We start from the raw sequence: 21,196 nt of genomic DNA, 5'->3' as shown, positions 1-21,196 counted from the left end.
CCGGCTCACTCCTACATTTGATCTTCAGCGCTCTCAAGGATTGTGTATGGATCAGCTTCCGATCATCGATATCAGCCCGCTCTACAGCGACGATGAAAACGCCTGGCCCGCCGTGGCCGGGCAAATCGACCACGCCTGCCGCGAGTGGGGCTTTTTCTACATCAAGGGTCACCCGATTTCGGCGCAACGCATCGACGCGGTGCTCGATCAGACTCAGCGTTTTTTTGCTCTGCCCGCAGCGGAAAAACTCAAGATCGACATCACCCAGACCCGCCACCATCGCGGCTACGGTGCGATCGCCACCGAGCAACTCGACCCGAGCAAACCCAGCGACCTCAAAGAAACCTTCGACATGGGCCCGCACCTGCCGGCCAACCATCCCGACGTACTCGCCGGAAAACCGTTGCGCGGGCCGAACCGTCATCCGGCGCAAACCGGCTGGGCCGAGTTGATGGAACAGCATTACCTCGACATGCAGGCTCTCGCCCAAACCCTGCTGCGGGCAATGACCCTCGCGCTGGGCATCGAGCGCGACTTCTTCGACAGCCGTTTCAACGACCCCGTCAGCGTCCTGCGCATGATCCATTACCCGCCGCGCCACACCGCCAGCTCCGCCGAGCAGCAAGGCGCCGGCGCGCACACCGATTACGGCTGCATCACCCTGCTCTATCAGGACAGCGCCGGTGGCTTGCAAGTGAAGAATGTCAAAGGCGAATGGATCGACGCGCCACCGATTGAGGGCACCTTCGTGGTCAACCTCGGCGACATGATGGCGCGCTGGAGCAACGACCGTTATCGCTCGACGCCGCACCGCGTCATCAGTCCGCTCGGGGTCGATCGCTATTCGATGCCGTTCTTCGCCGAGCCGCACCCGGACACGCGCATCGAATGCCTGCCCGGTTGTCAGGACGCACAACACCCAGCGAAGTATCCGACCACCACCTGCGCCGAATTCCTGCTGTCGCGCTTCGCCGATACCTACGCTTATCGCCGTGAGCAGGAAGCCGTTTGATGGATCGCTTGGTCAGGTTTTGCCAATTGTTTCGGCGAGCATCTGTAGAATGCCACCATTGCACCTGATGAGAAAAGAATATGTACGACTGGCTCAACGCCTTGCCCAAGGCTGAACTGCACCTGCACCTGGAAGGCTCGCTGGAGCCCGAGCTGCTGTTCGCCCTGGCCGAACGCAACAAGATCGCCCTGCCGTGGAACGACGTGGAAACCCTGCGCAAGGCTTACGCCTTCAACAACCTGCAGGAATTCCTCGACCTGTATTACCAAGGTGCCGACGTATTGCGCACCTCGCAGGACTTCTACGACCTGACCTGGGCCTACCTGCTGCGCTGCAAAGCACAGAACGTCATTCACACTGAACCGTTCTTCGACCCGCAGACCCACACCGACCGGGGCATCCCGTTCGAAGTGGTTCTCAACGGCATCGCCGCGGCACTCAAGGATGGCGAGCAACAACTGGGCATCACCAGCGGTTTGATCCTCAGTTTCCTGCGCCACCTCAGCGAAGAACAAGCCGAGAAAACTCTCGATCAAGCGCTGCCGTTCCGTGATGCGTTTGTCGCGGTCGGCCTCGACAGCTCCGAGATGGGCCACCCGCCGAGCAAGTTCCAGCGCGTGTTCGACCGTGCCCGCCACGAAGGCTTCCTGACCGTCGCCCACGCTGGCGAAGAAGGCCCGCCGGAGTACATCTGGGAAGCCATCGACCTTTTGAAGATCCAGCGGATCGACCATGGCGTGCGCGCCATCGAAGACGAGCGCCTGATGCAGCGGATCATCGATGAGCAGATCCCGCTGACCGTGTGCCCGCTGTCGAATACCAAGCTTTGCGTGTTCGATCACATGTCGCAGCACAACATCCTCGACATGCTCGAGCGTGGCGTGAAGGTTACGGTGAACTCCGATGACCCGGCGTACTTCGGTGGTTACGTGACCGAGAACTTCTACGCACTGCATGAGCATTTGGGCATGACCCAGGATCAGGCCAAGCGCCTGGCGCAGAACAGCCTGGATGCGCGACTGGTAAAGCCATAAGCAACACCGCAAAACCTTTGTAGGCCTTCGCCGGCTCGCGATAGCAGGGTGTCAGCTAAAAATCTATATCTGACACTCCGCTATCGCGAGCAGGCGAAGGCCTACATTGGATCGGTGTTAGCCGATAGATTGGGTTTCAGTCAGCTCTTCCAGGGTTTTCCCGCGCGTCTCCATCCCGAACAGCCACACCACCCCCGCCGCTATCGCAAAGCACGCCGCGCCCAGCGCAAACACCCCGCCCTGCCCGGTAATCGGGAACACCAGCCCGGTCACCAACGGCCCGAGCAGCGACCCCACGCGGCCAATTGCCGAGGCGAAGCCCGAACCGGTTGCCCGTGCCGACGTCGGATACAACTCCGGCGTGTAGGTGTAGAGCACCGCCCACATACCGAACAGGAAAAACTGCATCAACAGCCCGGTGCTGATCAGCAGCGCAACGTTGCCGCCAAACACCGCGCTCTGCCCATACAGAAACGCCATCACCCCGCCGCCGAGCAACGTGACGATGCACACCGGTTTGCGCCCCCAGCGCTCGACCAGCCACGCCGCCATCAGAAACCCGGGAATCCCGCCCAGGGAAATCAGCACCGTGTAATACACCGACTGCGTCACCGCGAAACCCGACTGTTGCAGCAGCGCACTGAGCCACGACGTCAGCCCGTAAAAGCCAAGCAGCGCAAAGAACCACAGACTCCAGATCATTGTGGTGCGCTGGCGATACTGCGGCGACCAGATCTGTTTGAGCGCCGAAAAGAAGTTGCCCGGCGGCGTCACAGTGCGCGGCAAACGAATCGGTTCCGGCAGCGCCGCACCGCCCAGCGAGTTGCGCACCCGCGCCTCGATGCCGTTCAACACCTTGTCCGCAGCGTCATCGCGCCCCGCCTGTTCCAGCCAGCGCGGTGACTCGGGAATGAAAAAGCGGATCGCCAGCACAAACACTGCCGGCACGGCCAACACCAGAAAGATGTCGCGCCAGCCAATCAGTGGCAGCAGAAAGTAGGACAGCACGCCAGCAGCGACGAAGCCGAGCGGCCAGAAGCCGTCCATCAACGCGATGTAACGACCGCGACGTTGCGCCGGAATCAGCTCGGACAACATCGACTGGGCGATGGGAAACTCCATGCCCATGCCGATCCCCAACAGGATGCGGAACAGTGTCAGCGTCTCGACCGTTTGCGCCGTCGAGCACAGATAACTGGCCACGCCCCACAGCACAATGCTCCACTGAAACACCGGTTTGCGCCCGAAGCGGTCGGCGAGCATGCCCGACAGCGACGCTCCCAGCACCATGCCGAAGAAGCTCGAACTGGCGAGCAGCCCCGCTTGCGCACTGCTCAGGCCGAACTCGGCTTTGATCGAGCCGAGCAGGAACGTCATCATCGCCAGGTCCATGGAGTCGAAGAAAAACGCCAGAGCAATAATGATGAAAATGATCCGGTGATAACCGCTTATTGGCAGTCGCTCCAAGCGTTCCGCCGCGCTGTAGCCGTGTGTGTCCATGCCGCCTCCCCCCATCCGAAATATCCCCGGATCGAGTGTGCGCGATAGCGCTCAGGCGTTGCTACTGGATGCGACCTGTTCGCAGTCGTGGACGACGCCAGAAGTGCTGACGTCGAATGCGAGTGCTCTACAACGCCATTTCCAGTTCGGTTTCCTTGGCGAAGCGGTGCAGTTCCCGTTGGCCAGTGGCCGTCAATTGCAAGGCTCTGGAATCGTTGGGCAGGGTCAGCCAACCGGACTGCATGAACAACTGCAGCAACGCGGCACCCAGTGAGCCTCCCATGTGCGGACGACGCTCGCTCCAGTCCGGACAGGCACACGCCACTTGTACGTTGCGATGGGCCAACGCTTGAATGAACACACCGCGCCCAGCCAACAATTTCGCCCCCTTGTGGGTCACCACGACGCGTTGCTCAAGCTGTTCGATCCAACCGGCATCAAGCAGCCGCTGATACAGATCCGCCGCCAGCGTACCGCCCAGATGGTCATCGCAAAAACGCGCACGCAACAGTGAGGACGGCGCGGTCTGCGGTTTGGCCATGGGGGTGGTGCGTTTGAATACCTCGGGAATGTCCCTTGGAGCACTGGCAATGGTAGCGCTGGCCAACGCTTCTATTGCAGCGCCGACCTCCGGTGCCGAGAGACGGAAAAACCGCTTGCGACCGCGGACTTCGACCTTCAACAGACCACCCGTGGAAAGCCGCGCCAAGTGCGCGCTGGCCGACGACGGCGACAGCCCTGCCAGTAGCGCAAGCTCCTCGGTTTGCCGGGCCGAGCCATCCATCAACGCCCACATCATCGCGCTGCGCTTGGGGTCGGCCAGCAACGTGGCGATCTGGCTGATGCAAGGTGCATGTTCCATGTGTTCACTCCCTGTTGAATCGTATCGTCTACTGCTCGGAGACATCTTGGCCGGTAATGAGTCATCGGCCAAGACGCGAAAATCGCCATGAACCGGGACAAGGCAGGCCAGTGACGCAGCCTGCTCCAGCACAGAACCCGCAGCAGTTGCGCGACCATCACTCGAATACTGGCGACGCGGTGCGAGGGTCTCCGGGCCGGGGTGTCGGTGCTGGCATGAGGCGGGCGCTAGTATAAGCGGGTTAGCTCCCGCGTCCCGCGCCGGGGCCTGCGCAGGTGGTGATTGTTCCTGACAGAAATTTCTCTATTTACCTGCGACTAATGATCAACTTCCGAAAAAGCGGGAAATTGACTACTCAAATCAGCGCATCGGCTGGCGAGCATTTCCCGCAGAAGGTTCACCGGCTTACTCAATTGAGCGCGATGGGCGCACAACAAATTCAGCGGTGCGCGCTCACACAGCAACTCCGGCAGCAGCACTTTGAGACGCCCGGCGAGCACATCGGCGCCCACGTCCAGCCACGACTTGTAGGCAATTCCGGCGCCGGCCACCGCCCACAGGCGCACCACGTCGGCGTCATCGCTGAAACGGTCACCACTGACGGTCAGGCCGACTTCACGTTTGCCGTCATGAAAACTCCAATGGTCATGCACCCGACTGCCGAGCATGTACAGCAGGCAGTTGTGCTGGGCCAGTTGTTCGAGCTGGCGCGGTTCGCCGTGCCGGGCCAGATACGCCGGCGAGGCACACAGCACACGACGGTTATGCGGGGCGATGGGCAAGGCGACCAGGCTTGAGTCTTCCGGTTCGCCATAACGCAAGGCGATGTCTACCGGTTGGCGGAACAGGTCAGCAATGCGGTCGCCGAGCAGCAAACGCACGGTCAGCTTCGGGTGTTCGCGCTGGAACGCGTCGAGCCATGGCAGCAACAGATTGCGGCCGAAGTCCGAAGGTGCCGACAACTGCAAGACCCCACTGACCTGATCCTGGCCGCTGGCCAGCAAGCGCCGGCCTTCATCGAGATTGCTCAACGCCGCGCGGGCGTATTCGAGAAAGCCTTCACCTTCGGCCGTCAGACGCAAACTGCGGGTCGAACGCGCGAGCAACCGCGCGCCGAGTTGCTGTTCGATCCGTTTCAACGCCGCACTGGCCACGGCCGCAGACATGTCCATTACCCGCGCTGCCGCCGACAGACTGCCCAGATCCGCCGCCCGGACAAACAACTGCAAGTCATCGAAACGCAGCATGCTCAGCCTCGATTATCAAAAAAATATTGAAAGAGACTGCTCTTTTAGCCGGTTTTATCTCGCAGAGAAATAGCCAATCATCACTCCATCGCATTCATCCCGCTTCTCTGGAGCCGAGCATGTCCCAGCCTTTCACCGCTATCGCCACCCTGATTGCCAAACCCGGTCAACAGGATCTTCTCGAACAGGGCTTGCGCGCCCTGGTTGAACCGAGCCGCGCCGAACACGGTTGCAGCCAGTACGACCTGCACCGCGACCTCACCGACCCGCAGGTGTTTTATGTGATCGAACACTGGGCCAGCGAAGCGATTCTTGAGGCGCACAACAACAGCGCGCACTTTCAGAACTTCCAGGCCACTGCCGGCCACACCATCGAACACTTCCAGCTCAAGCGCCTTGGCGTGATTGCCTGAACTTCTTCTATTAACTGTACGGAGCCCTTCATGAAAGCCATTGCCTATTACGCTTCCCTGCCGATCAGCGACGCCAAATCCCTGCAAGACATCGAACTGCCAGAACCGGTCGCCGGCCCGCGCGACCTGCTGGTGGAAGTCAAAGCCATTTCGGTCAACCCGGTCGACACCAAAGTGCGGCAGAACGTGGCACCGGAAAACGCTGCAGCGAAAGTGCTGGGCTGGGACGTTGCCGGTGTGGTCAAGGCTGTCGGCAGCGAAGTGACGCTGTTCAAGGCTGGCGACAAGGTTTTCTACGCCGGCTCCATCGCCCGTGCCGGCGGCAACAGTGAACTGCACGTGGTCGATGAGCGCATCGTCGGCCATATGCCGAAATCTCTCGGGTTTGCCGAAGCTGCCGCACTGCCGCTGACCACGATCACCGCATGGGAATTGCTGTTCGAACGCTTGCAAATCCGCGAAGGCAAAACCAACGAAGATCAGAGTTTGCTGATCGTTGGCGCGGCCGGCGGGGTTGGCTCAATCCTCACGCAATTGGCCAGGCAACTGACCGGCCTGAAAGTCATCGGCACCGCATCCCGTGAGCAAACCCGTGACTGGGTCAAACAACTGGGCGCCGACCTCGTCATCGATCACAGCCAGCCGCTGAGCGAAGAACTCAAGCGCGCCGGGATCGACAGCGTGACCCACGTCGCCAGCCTGACCCAGACCGAACAGCACCTCGATCAACTGGTCGAAGTGCTGGCGCCGCAAGGCAAACTGGCACTGATCGACGATCCGAAGTCGCTGGACGTGAGCAAACTCAAGCGCAAGAGCCTGTCGCTGCACTGGGAGTTCATGTACACCCGCTCGCTGTTCGAGACGCCGGACATGATCGAACAGCACAAACTGCTTAACCGCGTGGCGCAGCTGATTGATGCCGGGACGTTGAAGACCACGGTGGGCGAGCACTTCGGCACGATCAATGCGGCGAACCTGCGTCGTGCTCATGAGCTGCTGGAAAGTGGCAAAGCCAAGGGGAAAATTGTTTTAGAAGGTTTCTAAAAAACCGCACGTCGCAGCCTTCGCCGAACCTAGAGCGGTCGGCGGGGCTGCGCTGTTTTTTGCCGTCAGTCCGATGCTTGACCGTTGTCACAATTGCGATCGTATTCAGGTCTACAATCGAAGCCTCTGCGATACATCTTTTACGCAAGGGAGGTCAGCAATGAAGATCCTGATAAAAGAAGTGGCAAAGTCTCAATGGCAGGTTCGTCTGGACCAACACGCCGTGACATTCCGCAGTGAAGCCGAAGCACTGGCCTTCACCCGCACCCTCGAAGCGCGACTGTGTGCGCCCCATCAGATTCCCGACCGCAGCCAGCAGCGCGCTGCCGGCTGAGGCTGTTTTATGCCTCGGCCTGAGCTTGCGCCAGTGCCCGGGCATTCTGCAGACGGCGGGTGAGCAGCGCCACGCACACCACCAGCAAACCGCACAGGCTGATAACCATCGCCATCGGCACGGCTGTGCCGTCGTGCAACACCCCCACCAGTGCCGAAGCGCCGGCGGCGACGCTGAATTGCATGCAGCCGAGCAGCGCCGAGGCACTGCCGGCGCGCGCACCCTGGCCGTTCATCGCGCAGGCAGCGGCGTTGGGGCTGATGCAGCCCAGGCTCGACACGCAGATGAACAGTGGAATCAGCAGCGGCCACAAGGACTCGGTATGCATTGCGCTGACCGCGAGCAGCGCCAGCCCGGCAGCGAAATACACCCACACTGCCCTCGACAGCAGGAACGCCGGGCCGCGTTTGGCCAACATCCGCGCATTGACCTGCGCCACCAGAATGAAGCCCGCCGCATTGGTACCGAACAGCCAGCCGAAATGTTCGGCCGGGACGCCATACAACTTGATGAAGATAAACGGCGAGCCGGCGATGTAGGCAAACATCCCGGCGATGGCGATGCCACCGGTCAGGGCATGACCGAGGTAAACCCGATCCTTGAGCAAGCGCCCGTACTGGCGCAGGGCGCCGGACAACGGCTGGCGCGGCATGTGCGCCGGCATACTTTCCGGCAGCCCCAGCGCCACGGCCAAACCGGCCAAGGCACTGAACCCGGTCAGCACAAGGAAGATCGACTGCCAGCCTGTGGTGTTGACCAGCAGACCGCCGAGCATCGGCGCCAGAATTGGCGCCAGGCCCATCACCAGCATCAATTGCGAGAAGACTTTCGCCGAACCCACCGCGTCGCACTTGTCGCTGACCACCGCCCGGGAAATCACCATCCCCGCACAACCGCCCAACGCCTGGACGAAACGTGCGCCGATCAGCCATTCCAGGTTCGGCGCATAAGCGCAGGCGAGCGATGCCAGGGTGAACAGCGTAAGCCCGACGAGTAACGGGATGCGTCGGCCAAAGCGATCCGCCACCGGCCCATAAGCCAGTTGGCCGATCGACAACCCGGCGAAATATGCCGCCAGCGTCATCTGCACGTTTTTCTCGTCGGTGCCGAACGCCAGCGCCATCGAGGGGAATGCGGGTAAATAGAAGTCGATGGCCAAGGGCCCGAAGGCGGTCAAGGCACCGAGAATCAGAATGGTACGGAAGTTCATCAGGCATCCAGGTTGCAAGTCGGCAGCCCGACAGTCTAGCCGCGCCCGGACGCCTTGAACATTCCGATAGCTCGCTAACGATCAATTTCAGACGAGCTTCACCTCATATCCCTCTTCGCGAATCGCTTCGATGACCTGATCAGCACTCATGGCGCTTTCGACGCCGACCTCTTTCGCCGCCAGATCGACCCGCACGCTGGCCGCCGGATCCTTGGCCTGCACGGCGTTGGTGATGGCTTTGACGCAGTGACCGCAGGACATGCCTTGAACGTTGAACACTTGCATGGAATGACTCCTTTGAGTGAGGTTGCCGCCACTTTCGAGCTTGCCACGATGGCAAGGTCAAGTTCTTCAATAAACTGCCGGGCTGGCAATCGGCGCCGCGCTCGGCCAAGCTGCGTACATCAATGACTCGATTCAGGAGATTCAGCCATGCGCTGGTCAGCTTTCAGCCTGTTTGGCTTTCTCGGCCTTTTTACCGCCGTCCCTCAGGTGCAAGCCGCCGGCGAGGACTATGCGGTGCTGATCATTTCCCGCGAGCGTCTGGAAGTGTCGACCTCGTGTGAGATCGGCGTGTACATCCAGGATCAGCTCTCGGCGCGGTTGCTGCAGGAGCAAAGCATTTCCTTCAACCTGCCGCCTGGCACTGTTTCGCTGCGCTTGAAGTTGCTGCCGGGACAAGTCGCCGGTTGCAATCCGGGGATGCTCGCGCCGGGGTCGCAGGAGATCAAATTGCATGCCGGTGATGTGCTGAAGTATCGGTTGGCGATGAATTCCGAAGGCGTCTACTTGAAGCCTGCGGCTCTCGAATACTGAGTCGCTAGCCAAAAGATCGCAGCCGTCGGCAGCTCCTACAGGGATTGCATTCCAATGTAGGAGCTGCCGAAGGCTGCGATCTTTTGCATTTGAGATTGGCGCTTGACCTTGCCCGCATGGCAAGGTTGATCCTTGTAGGCATCTACTACAGGGAGTACGACCGATGTCCGATTCCATCACTTTCGATCTGCCGATTGCCGGCATGACCTGCGCCAGTTGCGCCGGGCGTGTCGAGCGGGCATTGAGTAAAGTCAGCGGCGCCAGTGCCGTCAGCGTCAACCTCGCCACCGAGCAGGCCCGCGTGCAGGCACCCGGCGACAGCCTGCCGGCCTTGATGGAGGCGGTTGAACGCGCCGGTTACAGCGTCCCGCAGCAAACCCTGGAACTGAACATCGAAGGCATGACCTGCGCCTCCTGCGTCGGTCGCGTCGAGCGTGCGCTGAACAAAGTCCCCGGTGTGAAAGGCGTCAGCGTCAACCTGGCCAACGAACGTGCGCACCTCGAACTACTTGGCCAGGTCGATCCGCAAAGTCTGCTCGACGCGGTGAGCAAGGCCGGCTACTCGGCCAGCGTCTGGCAAGCTGATCACCCGCAAACCGATATCCAACAGCAGCGGCTGAAACATGAACGCTGGGCGCTGATCTGCGCGATCGCCCTCGCCCTGCCGCTGGTGGCGCCGATGTTGCTGCAACCGTTCGGCATTCACTGGATGCTCCCGGCTTGGGCGCAATTCGCCCTCGCCACGCCGGTGCAGTTCATTTTTGGTGCGCGCTTTTACGTCGCCGCGTGGAAAGCCGTTCGCGCTGGTGCTGGCAACATGGACTTGCTGGTCGCCCTCGGCACCAGCGCCGGCTACGGCCTGAGTCTTTATGAATGGGCCACCGCTGCCGGGCGCATGCCGCACCTGTATTTCGAAGCATCGGCGGTGGTCATTGCCTTGGTGCTGCTCGGTAAATATCTCGAGAGCCGCGCCAAACGCCAGACTGCCAGCGCCATCCGCGCCCTCGAAGCCTTGCGTCCGGAGCGGGCGATTCAAGTGATCGAAGGCCGCGAGCAGGACGTCGCTATCAGCGCCCTGCGCCTGGGCGATCTGGTGCTGGTCAAACCCGGCGAGCGTTTCCCGGTCGACGGCGAAGTCATCGAAGGCCAGAGCCACGCTGATGAAGCACTGATCAGTGGCGAAAGCCTGCCGGTACCGAAACAACCGGGCGACAAAGTCACCGGTGGCGCGATCAACGGTGAAGGTCGCTTGCTGGTGCGCACTCAGGCACTCGGCGCGGAAACCGTACTGGCGCGGATTATTCGTCTGGTGGAAGACGCCCAAGCGGCCAAGGCACCGATTCAGAAACTGGTGGATAAAGTCAGCCAGATCTTCGTGCCGACGGTGTTGCTGATTGCCCTCGCTACGCTGATCGGCTGGTGGCTCTACGGTGCGCCAATGGAAACGGCACTGATCAATGCTGTCGCGGTGCTGGTCATCGCTTGCCCATGTGCACTGGGCCTTGCCACGCCGACGGCGATCATGGCCGGCACCGGTGTAGCAGCGCGTCACGGCATTCTGATCAAGGATGCCGAAGCGCTGGAGCGCGCCCATGAAGTCAGCAGCGTGGTCTTCGACAAAACCGGTACGCTGACCTCCGGCACACCGCGTATCGCCCACTTCAGCGCCATCGACGGTGACGAAAACAACCTGCTGACACTGGCCGGCGCTCTGCAACGCGGCAGCGAACACCCACTGGCCAAAGCCGTGCTGGATGCAGCCGCCGAGCGCGGCTTGACGGTGCCCGAGGTCAGCGACAGCCAGTCGCTGACCGGTCGCGGCATCGCTGGCAATCTCGACGGCCGGCGCCTGGCGCTGGGCAATCGGCGGATGCTCGAAGAAAGTGATTTGAGCGCGGGCAACCTGAGCGAATCTGCCCAGGCATGGGAGGCCGAGGGCCGCACCCTGTCGTGGTTAATCGAACAAAGTCCTGAACCGCAAGTACTCGGCTTGTTCGCCTTCGGTGACACTTTGAAACCCGGTGCACTGGAAGCCGTACAACAACTGGCCGCGCGAAATATCCACAGCCATCTGCTGACCGGCGACAACCGTGGCAGCGCTCGCGTCGTCGCCGAGGCCCTGGGCATCAGCAATGTCCACGCTGAAGTGCTGCCAGCGGACAAAGCCGCCACCGTCACTGAGCTGAAAAAAACCGGCGTGGTCGCCATGGTCGGTGACGGCATCAACGACGCGCCGGCCCTCGCCGCTGCGGACATCGGTATCGCCATGGGCGGCGGCACCGACGTGGCCATGCACGCGGCGGGCATCACCCTGATGCGCGGCGACCCACGCTTGGTGCCGGCGGCGCTGGAGATCAGCCGCAAGACCTATGCGAAAATCCGCCAGAACCTGTTCTGGGCCTTCGTCTACAACCTGATCGGTATTCCGCTGGCGGCGTTCGGCTTCCTCAATCCGGTGCTGGCCGGTGCGGCGATGGCGCTGTCGAGCGTCAGCGTGGTGAGCAATGCGCTACTGTTGAAAACCTGGAAACCCAAGGACCTGGAGGAGCACCGATGAACATCGGTCAAGCGGCCAAACACAGTGGCCTCAGCGCGAAAATGATCCGTTATTACGAGTCGATCGGCCTGCTCAAAGCGGCGCATCGCACCGACAGCGGTTATCGGCTCTACGGTGACGATGACCTGCACACGCTGGCATTCATCAAGCGCTCGCGGGACTTGGGCTTTTCCCTGGAAGAAGTCGGCAAACTGCTGACCCTGTGGCAGGACCGCCAGCGCGCCAGCGCTGATGTGAAGGCGTTGGCGCGCCAGCACATCGACGAGTTGAATCAGAAGATTCGCGAACTTGGCGAGTTGCGTGACACCCTGCAAGACCTCGTCGAGCACTGCAACGGCGACCACCGTCCCGACTGCCCGATTCTCAAGGAGCTGGCGTCGGGCTGCTGCGCGCAACCCGCCCGCGCTTGAGCGCCAACAGTTTCACCGTGAGCAATGTGCCGAGGGGAATGCCGTGGAACAGCATGACCACGGCACCCGGCGTCCACCACGCGTAGAAAGGCGCGGCGATGAGCATGCCGATGCCGAACCCGGTCATCTGCAGCAAAGTCAGCACGCTGAAAATCGGCAGGCGTAACTGCTCGGGTTCGCGTTGCAGACGCGACATCAGCCCGACTTCGGAAAAGCCGTCACCCAGTCCCGCCGGCAATGAAAACAGCAGCAGGCCGTAGAGGCTGTGTTGCTGGAACATCAGGATAAAGCCGCAGGACATCAGCGCCACACCGAAGAAAAACCGTCGCTCGAGGTCAATGTTGTCCGAACCCTTCAGACGACTGGCGATTCGCGCACCCAGCAGTTTGCCGCTGGCCCACACCGCCAGCATCAGCCCCAGCGTGGTACTCGCCGACTCTGGCGTGAGCAGTTTGGAAATGATCGGAAAGCCAACGTTGTGCGCGGCGCTGCCCAGGGTGTCGGCCATGGTCACCGCAAGCATCGCAGCAACCACCGGCGCAGCACGCAAGCCCTGTTTGAGGGCTGACCATTCGCTGCGTTCGGTTTCCTCGCTGGCTGTTGCAGGTTCGAAACGCAGCGGCACGATCAACAATGCTGCCAGCAAATAGGTCAGTGCATTCAATGCGAACACCGTTTCAAAACCAAAACCCGCCACCAGCAAACCCGATACCAGACTGCCACCGACCATCGCGGCAGATGAGGCCGAGGTGATCCAGGCGTTGGCCTTGAGCAGTTGATCGGCGGGGATCAGACGCGGCAACTGACTGTTGAGGCCGATGGCGAACATCGAGTTGCCCAAGCCCAGACCGAAGGCAATCACCGGCAACAGCATGGCTTGCTGGCTGACAGGCACAATCAATAACAGACCCAGCACACTGGCGCGCAGCAGATCGAACGCGATCAGTGGCGCGCGTCCGCTGCATCGCCGGTAAAACGCGGTGCCGATCAAACTGGCAAAGATCCCCCCACCCACGCGGCTGGCGAGGAAAATCCCGACGCTCATGGCGCTGTTGCTCAGCAGGTAGACGTAGGTGGCCAGCGCGACCATGTTGAGGAAGGCGCCGAAATCGGAGATCAGTCGGGCGGTGACGATCAGGTGGGAGTTGCGCGGGGTGGTCACATTCAGTCCTTGAGTGTGGCTGGAGCGGTGGACAGTAGACGCGAAATTGCGTTGATCCGAAAGGGCCCTCACCCTAACCCTCTCCCAGGGGGGAGAGGGGACTGATTGGGGGATGCTGTGGAGATACGCCGACCTGAAATTTCTTTACCGAATCCAAACAGGTCCAAATGCTGACCTCGTCCAATCCATAATCGACCCGGTATTTCAGGTCGATGTATGAAGCAAGACACCTCGGTCGGCCCCCTCTCCCTCCGGGAGAGGGCTGGGGTGAGGGGCTTTTCTGAGTATCAAAAAAAACCCGGCCGAAGCCGGGTTTCTGGTCAAGCGATCACTGCATCCACGGTGGCGGCGGTGGTTCGTCGGACTTGCCTTTCGGCTCGTCGTCCGCTGCGCGGATGGCCTGCTTGCGTTCCTCGTCGAGGCGCGCCGCTTCGATCTCGCGCAATACCCCGCCCACATCGGCCAGGTCTTCCGGATCATCGAACTCACCGGTCAGCACACTGTTCGGGTGCAAGGTGCCGGCTTCGTACAACGCCCACATTTCCTTAGCGTACTTGGTCAGTTTCAATTCCGGCGCAAAGCGACCGAAGTACGAAGCCATGTTGCCGACATCGCGCTCCAGCATGCTGAACGCATGGTTGTTGCCGGCAGCGTCGACGGCTTGCGGCAGGTCGATGATGACCGGACCGGTCGGCGTCAGCAGCACGTTGAACTCCGAGAGGTCACCGTGCACCAGACCGGTACACAACATCAGCACGATCTGCGAGATCAGGAACGCGTGATACTCGCGCGCCTGATCCGGCTCCAGCACCACGTCGTTCAGACGCGGCGCGGCATCGCCGAATTCGTCGGCCACCAACTCCATCAACAGCACGCCGTCGAGGAAGTCATACGGCTTGGGCACCCGCACGCCGGCACCGGCCAGACGAAACAGCGCCGCCACTTCGGCGTTCTGCCAGGCATCTTCAGTCTCTTTGCGACCGAACTTGGAGCCCTTGGCCATCGCCCGAGCCTGTCGGCTATTACGAACCTTGCGGCCTTCCTGATACTCGGCCGCCTGGCGGAAACTGCGTTTGTTCGCCTCCTTGTAGACCTTTGCGCAACGTAACTGATTGCCGCAGCGCACCACATAAACAGCTGCTTCTTTACCACTCATCAGTGGGCGCAGCACTTCGTCGACCAGACCGTCCTCGATCAGGGGTTCAATGCGTTTTGGAGTCTTCATCAGCTTTTATTGTGGGTCCTTTATTACCAAACACGCGAATGTCACTCGTTATACGGCAATCCTCGCATCACGGGGAGGGGTTGCCGACCTGTGAACGTTGAGAATGCACACACTGTGCCGGATTAAACAGGGCCAACTCTGCGTTCGCGCATCGACCGTCGAGAATCATAGCCGAGCCTGTTGTACTTGTTGGTACATGTCTTCAAGGGCATTTGCGACAGAATCTGACATTTGGCTGATGCCCCTTCGGAAGATTTTTGCAAAGTCGCCTCAATTTCCCTGTTTCGCAGCCGAAGTCCTCAATGACAGAGGGATTTGTCCGACAATCGTTCCACAATAATCAGCGATGCCGCACTCAGGGCAACGGGTGATCCATAACGTTTTCGGCTGCCAATAAACCACAAGTCATCTGCACTGCGTGGGCCTACAAGAAAATCTGGAGCGCGGATGAACATCAAACAGAAATTGACGTGGGCGTTTGCAATCATCGCCTGCTTGCCGGTGGTGCTGGTCGCAACCCTGGTGGTGATGAACCTGCGCAGCGATGCCCGGGACAACTTTGTCGACAGCAGCGGTCGCGAGATCCGTCAGGTCAGCAATGCCATGCAGCTGTTTTTTGATGGCATCAGCCAGAACGTCGATTACCTGGCGTCGCAACCGCTGATCAAAAACACCGACGACAGCCTCAAGACCTACATGGGCGCCAACGCCGAATCCATCCCGCAGGGCGAGATGGACAAAAAGGTCTTCGCGTTCCTCCAGGACCTGGGCAACGCTCACCCGGCTTACGCCTACGCCATCGTCGGTACCGCTGCCGGTGGTTACGTGTCGTGGCCGGACGATCCCAAGCTCAACAACTACGACCCGCGTCAGCGGCCGTGGTACAAGGCTGCCCAGGCCAAACCGGGCAAGCCGTTGCGTACCGCCGCTTATTACTGGGCGCAGGACGATGCGACCTACGTCAGCACCGTGCGCACCATCGACAACAAACTCGGCAGCAACGGCGGCGTGGTCAGCATCGACGTGACGCTCAAGCAGCTCACCGAGATCGTCAAACAGATCAAGCTGGGCGAAACCGGCTACCTGATGCTCCTGGAAAACAGCGGCACGGTGCTGGTCGACCCGAAACAGCCGGAACACAATTTCAAGCCGCTGGACAGCCTCGGCGAAGGCTATGCGCAACTGGCCAAGGCCGGCAAAGGCCTGGTGGAAGTCGAGCTTAATGGCGAGCGCTACATGGCCAACGTCTGGCCGTCGGAGCAATTGGGCTGGACCTTCGTTGGCCTGATCAAGCAGAGCGACGTGATGAGCTCGGCCACGCAACTGACCTGGCTGATCGCGATCATCGCTGCCGTGCTGGCCGTGCTGTTCGCCGTGGTCGGCGCCAGTTTCGCCAGCCTGATCGTGCGTCCGATTCGCAGCGTCGCCAGCGGTCTGGAAGGCATCGCGCAGGGCGAAGGCGACCTGACCAAAAACCTCGACATTCGGGGCAACGACGAAACCGCGCAACTGGCTAACTGGTTCAATCAGTTCCTCACTGCGATCCGCAGCCTGATTCAGCACATCGGCGGCGCCGCCGGGAAAATCCTCGCGACCTCGCAGAGCTCGACCCGCGTGTCGAGCGACATGGCCGAAGCGGCCGGGCGGCAGCGTGAAGCCGTCGACATGGTCTCGACCGCCTTCCACGAAATGGTCGCCACCGCCAACGAAGTCGCGCGCTCGTGCAGTCAGGCGGCGGACTCGGCGGACAGCGGCCAGCGTCAGGCTCGTCAAGGCCAGCAGCAGATTGATGCGGCGGTGCACAGCGTCGACCAACTGAGCCAAGAGCTGGAGCAATCGGCGCAGTCGATGCAGCAACTGGAGCGCGACAGCAACGATATCCAGTCGATCCTCGGCACCATCCGTTCCATCGCCGAACAGACCAACCTGCTGGCGCTCAACGCCGCCATCGAAGCGGCGCGTGCCGGTGAACAGGGCCGCGGTTTTGCCGTGGTCGCCGATGAAGTGCGCGCACTGGCCAAACGCACCGCGGATTCGACGGCAGAGATTGATGGCCTGCTCGGCAATCTGGCCAAGCGCACCAGCCAGGTCACGCAACAGATGCACGCCAGCCTGCAAGTGTCGCAGCAGTCGGTGACACGCATCGGCGAGGCGCGCGAGAGTTTCGGGCAGATCCGCGAGTCGGTGGACGTGATTCGTGACATGAACACGCAAATCGCTACCGCCGCTGAAGAACAGCATCAGGTGGCTGAGGACATTAACCGGCACATCAGCCAGATTCACGGGGATGCGCAGTTGGTGGCAGAACTGGCCAACTCGGCGCGTCTGGATTCGCAGAGTCTGGCGGGGTTGTCGAATGAGCTGGATGGGTTGGTCAGACGGTTTCGTACCTGAACCTCAACAGCGACCCCAGCCCTCTCCCAGAGGGAGAGGGGGGGGGCTGACCGAGGTGTCTGGCGGCATGCATCGACCTGAAATACCCCGTCGATTATGGATTCGGTAAAGCAAGATCAGGTCGGTGTAACTCTAAAGCATCCCCCAATCAGTCCCCTCTCCCTCTGGGCGGTCCGACGTTTCGGGAGGGCTAGGGTGAGGGGCTCTTCAAGCGTTAGCGTTCGATGATGGCGGTGACGCCTTGCCCGCCCGCCGCGCAAATCGAGATCAGCCCCCGGCCCTTCCCCGCCGCGTCCAGCAACTTCGCCAGGTTCGCGACGATGCGCCCACCGGTCGCGGCAAACGGATGCCCGGCCGCCAGCGAACTGCCCTTCACATTGAGTCGGCTGCGATCGATCGAGCCTAGCGGCGCATCAAGACCCAGCCGGGTTTTGCAATATTCCGGATCTTCCCAGGCCTTCAGCGTGCACAGCACCTGAGCCGCAAACGCTTCATGAATTTCGTAGTAGTCGAAGTCCTGCAGGGTCAGACCATTGCGCGCCAGCAACCGCGGCACCGCATACACCGGCGCCATCAGCAGCCCTTCGGCACCGTTGACGAAATCCACTGCCGCTGCTTCGCCATCGCGCAGATAAGCGAGGATCGGCAGGCCACGCGCCTTCGCCCATTCCTCACTGCCGAGCAGCACCACGGACGCGCCATCTGTGAGCGGCGTGGAGTTACCCGCCGTCAACGTGCCTTTAGCGCTTTTCTCGAACGCCGGTTTCAGCGTCGAGAGTTTTTCCAGGGTCAGGTCCGGGCGCAAATTGTTATCGCGAGTCAGACCAAGGAACGGCGTCATCAGGTCGTTGTGCCAGCCTTCGCTGTAGGACGCGGCGAGTTTGTGGTGGCTTTCGAGGGTCAGTTGATCCTGCTCTTCACGCGGGATCTGCCAGGTCTGCGCCATCAATTCACAGTGCTCGCCCATCGACAGACCAGTGCGTGGCTCGCCGTTGCGTGGGAAATCCGGAATCAGATGTTTCGGTCGCAATTGCAGAAAGGTTTTCAGTTTGTCGCCGGTAGTTTTGGCGCGATTGGCTTGCAGGAGAATTTTGCGCAGGCCTTCGCTGACACCGATCGGCGCGTCCGAGGTGGTGTCGACGCCGCCAGCAATACCGCTCTCGATCTGGCCGAGGGCGATCTTGTTTGCCACCAGGATCGCCGCTTCCAGACCGGTGCCGCAGGCTTGCTGAATGTCGTAGGCCGGCGTGGCCGGGGACAGGCGCGAGCCAAGCACGCATTCGCGGGTCAGGCTCATATCTCGTGACAATTTCAGCACCGCGCCCGCCACCACTTCGCCGATGCGCTGACCGTGCAGGTTGTAGCGTTCGATCAGGCCTTCAAGGGCGGCGGTGAGCATCGCCTGATTACTCGCGGTGGCGTACGGCCCGTTGGAGCGGGCGAAAGGGATACGGTTACCGCCGATGATCGCGACGCGGCGCAGCTGACTCATGAATAACTCCTTTTCAAATTGATCGAATTTGATGCAGTCCCCTGTGGGAGCGAGCCTGCTCGCGAAAACGCCGGCACATTCAGCATCTTCAGTGGCTGACATATCGCTTTCGCGAGCAGGCTCGCTCCCACAAGTACCGCGTTCCTCTGCAAGACCTGCTAAACCTCAGTGTCTAGCGTAGGCCTTATTGCGTGAATCGAACGATTGATTGCCATCGACAGTCCACACTTTGAACCCCAACTTCTGGAGAGCGTTCCATGTCTGACCGCTATATCGACTTCGCCAACTCGTCCATCGGCCATCGTCTGGTCGGGGCGCTGGGTCTGCCGTCGCCGGTGCGACTGGAACGCTGGCAGGCCGGGCGCCTGCGGCCGGTGGAAGGTGCGCTGCTGATCGGCGGCGGGCCGCTGGCCGAACGCGTCAGCGCTTTCGCCAACCGTTTGACCGAGAGTATCTACCGCTACGGCGAGCAACCGACGACCGCGACTGAATGGATTCCCGGCCACGGCCCGAAACTCAAAGCCGTGGTGTTCGACGCCAGCGAACTGCTGCACACCGACCAGCTCAAACAGCTGCGCGAATTCTTTCAGCCGTTGATGAAGAACCTTGAGCACAGCGCGCACCTGGTGATTCTCGGTCGTGCGCCGGAAAGCCTGACTGACCCGTTTGCCGCGAGTGCGCAACGAGCACTGGAAGGGTTTTCCCGTTCGCTGGCCAAGGAGCTGCGCAGCGGCGGCACGCTGCAATTGATCTACGTCGGCGAAGGCGCTGAAGATCAACTGGAAGGTCCGCTGCGGTTTTTCCTCTCGCCGAAAAGCGCGTTTGTCTCCGGGCAGGTGATTCGCCTGACGGCGTGTGCAACGCAGGTGACTGACTGGACGCGGCCACTGGCCGGGCGCAAGGCGCTGGTCACCGGTGCTGCACGCGGCATCGGTGCGTCCATTGCCGAAACCCTGGCCCGCGATGGTGCCGAGGTGATCCTGCTCGATGTTCCCCCGGCCAAGACGGATCTGGAAGCCCTCGCCGCGCGCCTCGGCGGTCGTGCGATTACCCTCGATATCTGCGCCGAAGACGCCGCCGCGCAATTGATCGAACAACTGCCTGACGGCCTCGACATTCTGGTGCACAACGCCGGCATCACCCGCGACAAAACCCTGGCCAATATGACCCCGGAATTCTGGGACGCGGTGCTCGCAGTCAACCTCAATGCCCCGCAAGTATTGACCAAGGCGCTACTCGACAATGGCACGCTGCACGATAATGCGCGGGTGATTCTGCTGGCCTCAATCAGTGGCATCGCCGGCAACCGTGGGCAAACCAACTACGCCGCGAGCAAGGCCGGGCTGATCGGTCTGGCGCAGGCATGGGCGCCGACGCTGCTGGAACGCGGTATCAGCATCAACGCCGTCGCCCCCGGTTTTATCGAAACGCAGATGACTGCACACATTCCGTTCGGCCTGCGCGAGGCTGGCCGGCGTATGAGTTCACTGGGCCAGGGCGGTTTGCCGCAGGATGTCGCCGAAGCGGTCGCGTGGCTGGCGCAACCAGGCACCGGCGCATTCACCGGGCAGGCGCTGCGGGTTTGTGGACAAAGTGTTCTGGGGGCTTAGGCATGAGCATCGAATGGCATACGCTGGATCGCGAACCGAATCTGCCGGGGCTGTACGCACGGGCGGCGACACGACGGAAAATCACCGGCACTCAATTGCCTGACGGCGGCTTGCGCTGTTGGGTCGATGTCGATGGCAAACGTCTGGCGGCCTATCGCAAGGTGTGTGGATTCGTCGATGACGGTCTGCTGCCGCCGACGTATCCGCACATCCTCGCCTTCGCCCTGCAGATGCAATTGCTCACTGCCAAAGAGTTTCCGTTTCCCCTGTTGGGGCTGATTCATTTGAGCAACCGCATTCGCGTGTTGCGCCCGATGGGCGGGATCGGTCGGGCGCAAGTCAGCGTTCGCGTGCACAACCTGCAACCGCACCCCAAAGGTGCGACGTTCGATCTGCTGACCACGCTGGATGATCAGCTCGGGCCATTGTGGGAAGCGGAAAGCCAGATGCTCTGTCGCGGCGTCAAGCTTGAGGGCGAGCCGGTCGAACAGACCTGGGAGCCGTCGCAATCGCTGGTGGAGGTGGCGCGCTGGAAAGCCCCGGCCGATATCGGTCGGCAATACGCCAAAGTGTCCGGAGACTACAACCCGATTCACCTGAGTGCGGCAAGTGCCAAGCTGTTTGGCTTCCCAACAGCCATCGCCCATGGTTTGTGGAACAAGGCTCGAACCCTGGCGGCGCTGGGCGATCATTTGCCCAAGGCCAACCTCGAAATCGCCGTGCATTTTCGCAAACCGGTGCGCCTGCCCAGTGAGGTGACCTTGCTGGCGAGCGCGGCGGGTTCCAGTGGAGAGTTGCGGCTGATCGGTGCACAAGACCTGGAGCACATGGTCGGGCAGTGGCAACCGATTGCCTGAGCACTCGGAACACCGTT

At 61.2% G+C, this 21,196-nt stretch carries 19 protein-coding genes and 1 pseudogene; 12 read left to right on the top strand and 8 right to left on the bottom strand.

Going from position 1 to position 21,196, the window contains the following annotated elements:
* Nucleotides 1-46: 46 nt before the first annotated feature.
* Together ACM6JQ_RS03895 and ACM6JQ_RS03890 are read left to right on the top strand one after the other, a co-directional pair.
* Nucleotides 47-1,012, top strand: coding sequence for a 2-oxoglutarate and iron-dependent oxygenase domain-containing protein (locus ACM6JQ_RS03895; RefSeq protein WP_414893255.1), 966 nt, complete (start codon nt 47-49; stop codon nt 1,010-1,012).
* Nucleotides 1,013-1,092: 80 nt separating this feature from the next.
* The gene (locus ACM6JQ_RS03890) at nt 1,093-2,046 is read left to right on the top strand and encodes an adenosine deaminase (protein WP_007914694.1); all 954 of its coding nucleotides are present in this window, start codon (nt 1,093-1,095) and stop codon (nt 2,044-2,046) included.
* Between the two features lie 117 nt (nt 2,047-2,163).
* Here the strand turns inward: ACM6JQ_RS03890 and ACM6JQ_RS03885 are convergent, their stop codons facing one another.
* From ACM6JQ_RS03885 to ACM6JQ_RS03875, 3 genes are all read right to left on the bottom strand, one after another.
* A complete protein-coding gene (locus tag ACM6JQ_RS03885) occupies nt 2,164-3,546 on the bottom strand; it encodes an MFS transporter (protein WP_007914693.1) in 1,383 nt (460 codons plus the stop codon).
* 127 nt (nt 3,547-3,673) lie between these two features.
* Nucleotides 3,674-4,408, bottom strand: a complete 735-nt coding sequence (locus ACM6JQ_RS03880) for an ArsR/SmtB family transcription factor (RefSeq protein ID WP_007914692.1) — start codon at nt 4,406-4,408, stop codon at nt 3,674-3,676.
* 317 nt (nt 4,409-4,725) lie between these two features.
* On the bottom strand, nt 4,726-5,655 hold the full coding sequence (locus ACM6JQ_RS03875) for a LysR family transcriptional regulator (RefSeq protein ID WP_007914691.1): 930 nt from the start codon (nt 5,653-5,655) through the stop codon (nt 4,726-4,728).
* Between the two features lie 119 nt (nt 5,656-5,774).
* Here ACM6JQ_RS03875 and ACM6JQ_RS03870 point away from each other — a divergent pair, with 119 nt between their 5' ends.
* From ACM6JQ_RS03870 to ACM6JQ_RS03860, 3 genes are all read left to right on the top strand, one after another.
* Entirely contained in the window at nt 5,775-6,068 is a 294-nt protein-coding gene (locus tag ACM6JQ_RS03870; protein ID WP_007914690.1) for a putative quinol monooxygenase, read from the top strand.
* A gap of 30 nt (nt 6,069-6,098) precedes the next feature.
* On the top strand, nt 6,099-7,112 hold the full coding sequence (locus ACM6JQ_RS03865) for a zinc-binding alcohol dehydrogenase family protein (protein WP_414893254.1): 1,014 nt from the start codon (nt 6,099-6,101) through the stop codon (nt 7,110-7,112).
* 160 nt (nt 7,113-7,272) lie between these two features.
* Nucleotides 7,273-7,446 (top strand): hypothetical protein, encoded by a 174-nt coding sequence (locus ACM6JQ_RS03860; RefSeq protein ID WP_007914687.1) that lies wholly within the window; start codon nt 7,273-7,275, stop codon nt 7,444-7,446.
* A 7-nt stretch (nt 7,447-7,453) separates the two neighbouring features.
* On the opposite strand, the gene ACM6JQ_RS03855 is transcribed toward ACM6JQ_RS03860, so the two are convergent.
* Together ACM6JQ_RS03855 and ACM6JQ_RS03850 are read right to left on the bottom strand one after the other, a co-directional pair.
* Nucleotides 7,454-8,656, bottom strand: a complete 1,203-nt coding sequence (locus ACM6JQ_RS03855; RefSeq protein WP_414893253.1) for a multidrug effflux MFS transporter — start codon at nt 8,654-8,656, stop codon at nt 7,454-7,456.
* Nucleotides 8,657-8,743: 87 nt separating this feature from the next.
* Nucleotides 8,744-8,941 carry a cation transporter gene (locus tag ACM6JQ_RS03850; RefSeq protein ID WP_007914683.1) on the bottom strand — a complete coding sequence of 66 codons (198 nt, stop codon included), beginning with the start codon at nt 8,939-8,941 and terminating at the stop codon, nt 8,744-8,746.
* 147 nt (nt 8,942-9,088) lie between these two features.
* On the opposite strand from ACM6JQ_RS03850, the gene ACM6JQ_RS03845 reads away from it, so the two are divergent.
* From ACM6JQ_RS03845 to cueR, 3 genes are all read left to right on the top strand, one after another.
* Entirely contained in the window at nt 9,089-9,472 is a 384-nt protein-coding gene (locus tag ACM6JQ_RS03845; protein WP_414893252.1) for a hypothetical protein, read from the top strand.
* 163 nt (nt 9,473-9,635) lie between these two features.
* Nucleotides 9,636-12,029, top strand: a complete 2,394-nt coding sequence (gene cueA, locus ACM6JQ_RS03840) for a copper resistance metal-translocating P1-type ATPase CueA (RefSeq protein ID WP_095114402.1) — start codon at nt 9,636-9,638, stop codon at nt 12,027-12,029.
* On the top strand, nt 12,026-12,439 hold the full coding sequence (cueR, locus tag ACM6JQ_RS03835) for a Cu(I)-responsive transcriptional regulator (protein ID WP_007914676.1): 414 nt from the start codon (nt 12,026-12,028) through the stop codon (nt 12,437-12,439). Before cueA ends, cueR begins: the two co-directional genes overlap by 4 nt.
* On the opposite strand, the gene ACM6JQ_RS03830 is transcribed toward cueR, so the two are convergent.
* Together ACM6JQ_RS03830 and ACM6JQ_RS03825 are read right to left on the bottom strand one after the other, a co-directional pair.
* Nucleotides 12,393-13,601, bottom strand: a complete 1,209-nt coding sequence (locus ACM6JQ_RS03830) for an MFS transporter (protein ID WP_414893251.1) — start codon at nt 13,599-13,601, stop codon at nt 12,393-12,395. The genes cueR and ACM6JQ_RS03830 overlap by 47 nt on opposite strands.
* Before the next feature lie 328 nt (nt 13,602-13,929).
* Nucleotides 13,930-14,826 carry a PA4780 family RIO1-like protein kinase gene (locus tag ACM6JQ_RS03825; RefSeq protein WP_007914672.1) on the bottom strand — a complete coding sequence of 299 codons (897 nt, stop codon included), beginning with the start codon at nt 14,824-14,826 and terminating at the stop codon, nt 13,930-13,932.
* A gap of 447 nt (nt 14,827-15,273) precedes the next feature.
* On the opposite strand from ACM6JQ_RS03825, the pseudogene ACM6JQ_RS03820 reads away from it, so the two are divergent.
* A pseudogene (locus ACM6JQ_RS03820) lies at nt 15,274-16,362 on the top strand (cache domain-containing protein); the annotation flags it as partial.
* Between the two features lie 90 nt (nt 16,363-16,452).
* Nucleotides 16,453-17,220, top strand: coding sequence for a methyl-accepting chemotaxis protein (locus ACM6JQ_RS03815; protein WP_371748302.1), 768 nt, complete (start codon nt 16,453-16,455; stop codon nt 17,218-17,220).
* 214 nt (nt 17,221-17,434) lie between these two features.
* Here ACM6JQ_RS03815 and ACM6JQ_RS03810 read toward each other — a convergent pair whose 3' ends face one another.
* Nucleotides 17,435-18,712 (bottom strand): acetyl-CoA C-acetyltransferase, encoded by a 1,278-nt coding sequence (locus ACM6JQ_RS03810; protein WP_007914669.1) that lies wholly within the window; start codon nt 18,710-18,712, stop codon nt 17,435-17,437.
* Between the two features lie 257 nt (nt 18,713-18,969).
* Between ACM6JQ_RS03810 and ACM6JQ_RS03805 the strand changes: the two genes are divergently transcribed.
* Nucleotides 18,970-20,322: a 3-oxoacyl-ACP reductase gene (locus ACM6JQ_RS03805; protein ID WP_007950382.1), complete on the top strand. Its 1,353-nt coding sequence runs from the start codon at nt 18,970-18,972 to the stop codon at nt 20,320-20,322.
* 2 nt (nt 20,323-20,324) lie between these two features.
* Nucleotides 20,325-21,179 carry a MaoC family dehydratase gene (locus ACM6JQ_RS03800; protein WP_123376372.1) on the top strand — a complete coding sequence of 285 codons (855 nt, stop codon included), beginning with the start codon at nt 20,325-20,327 and terminating at the stop codon, nt 21,177-21,179.
* Nucleotides 21,180-21,196: the final 17 nt, after the last annotated feature.

This window comes from Pseudomonas sp. IT-232MI5 (genome assembly GCF_949767845.1).
Classification (GTDB): domain Bacteria; phylum Pseudomonadota; class Gammaproteobacteria; order Pseudomonadales; family Pseudomonadaceae; genus Aquipseudomonas.
The sequence above is the reverse complement of the archived record's forward strand: the minus strand, read 5'-3'. Positions and strand labels throughout refer to the sequence as shown.

Coding starts and splice junctions, on each gene's coding strand:
- ACM6JQ_RS03885 (WP_007914693.1), bottom strand. CDS start 3,546: ATGGACACACACGGCTACAGCGCGGCGGAACGCTTGGAGCGACTGCCA.
- ACM6JQ_RS03895 (WP_414893255.1), top strand. CDS start 47: ATGGATCAGCTTCCGATCATCGATATCAGCCCGCTCTACAGCGACGAT.
- ACM6JQ_RS03870 (WP_007914690.1), top strand. CDS start 5,775: ATGTCCCAGCCTTTCACCGCTATCGCCACCCTGATTGCCAAACCCGGT.
- ACM6JQ_RS03865 (WP_414893254.1), top strand. CDS start 6,099: ATGAAAGCCATTGCCTATTACGCTTCCCTGCCGATCAGCGACGCCAAA.
- cueA (WP_095114402.1), top strand. CDS start 9,636: ATGTCCGATTCCATCACTTTCGATCTGCCGATTGCCGGCATGACCTGC.
- ACM6JQ_RS03845 (WP_414893252.1), top strand. CDS start 9,089: ATGCGCTGGTCAGCTTTCAGCCTGTTTGGCTTTCTCGGCCTTTTTACC.
- cueR (WP_007914676.1), top strand. CDS start 12,026: ATGAACATCGGTCAAGCGGCCAAACACAGTGGCCTCAGCGCGAAAATG.
- ACM6JQ_RS03805 (WP_007950382.1), top strand. CDS start 18,970: ATGTCTGACCGCTATATCGACTTCGCCAACTCGTCCATCGGCCATCGT.
- ACM6JQ_RS03825 (WP_007914672.1), bottom strand. CDS start 14,826: ATGAAGACTCCAAAACGCATTGAACCCCTGATCGAGGACGGTCTGGTC.
- ACM6JQ_RS03875 (WP_007914691.1), bottom strand. CDS start 5,655: ATGCTGCGTTTCGATGACTTGCAGTTGTTTGTCCGGGCGGCGGATCTG.
- ACM6JQ_RS03810 (WP_007914669.1), bottom strand. CDS start 18,712: ATGAGTCAGCTGCGCCGCGTCGCGATCATCGGCGGTAACCGTATCCCT.
- ACM6JQ_RS03850 (WP_007914683.1), bottom strand. CDS start 8,941: ATGCAAGTGTTCAACGTTCAAGGCATGTCCTGCGGTCACTGCGTCAAA.
- ACM6JQ_RS03855 (WP_414893253.1), bottom strand. CDS start 8,656: ATGAACTTCCGTACCATTCTGATTCTCGGTGCCTTGACCGCCTTCGGG.
- ACM6JQ_RS03815 (WP_371748302.1), top strand. CDS start 16,453: ATGGCCGAAGCGGCCGGGCGGCAGCGTGAAGCCGTCGACATGGTCTCG.
- ACM6JQ_RS03860 (WP_007914687.1), top strand. CDS start 7,273: ATGAAGATCCTGATAAAAGAAGTGGCAAAGTCTCAATGGCAGGTTCGT.
- ACM6JQ_RS03800 (WP_123376372.1), top strand. CDS start 20,325: ATGAGCATCGAATGGCATACGCTGGATCGCGAACCGAATCTGCCGGGG.
- ACM6JQ_RS03890 (WP_007914694.1), top strand. CDS start 1,093: ATGTACGACTGGCTCAACGCCTTGCCCAAGGCTGAACTGCACCTGCAC.
- ACM6JQ_RS03880 (WP_007914692.1), bottom strand. CDS start 4,408: ATGGAACATGCACCTTGCATCAGCCAGATCGCCACGTTGCTGGCCGAC.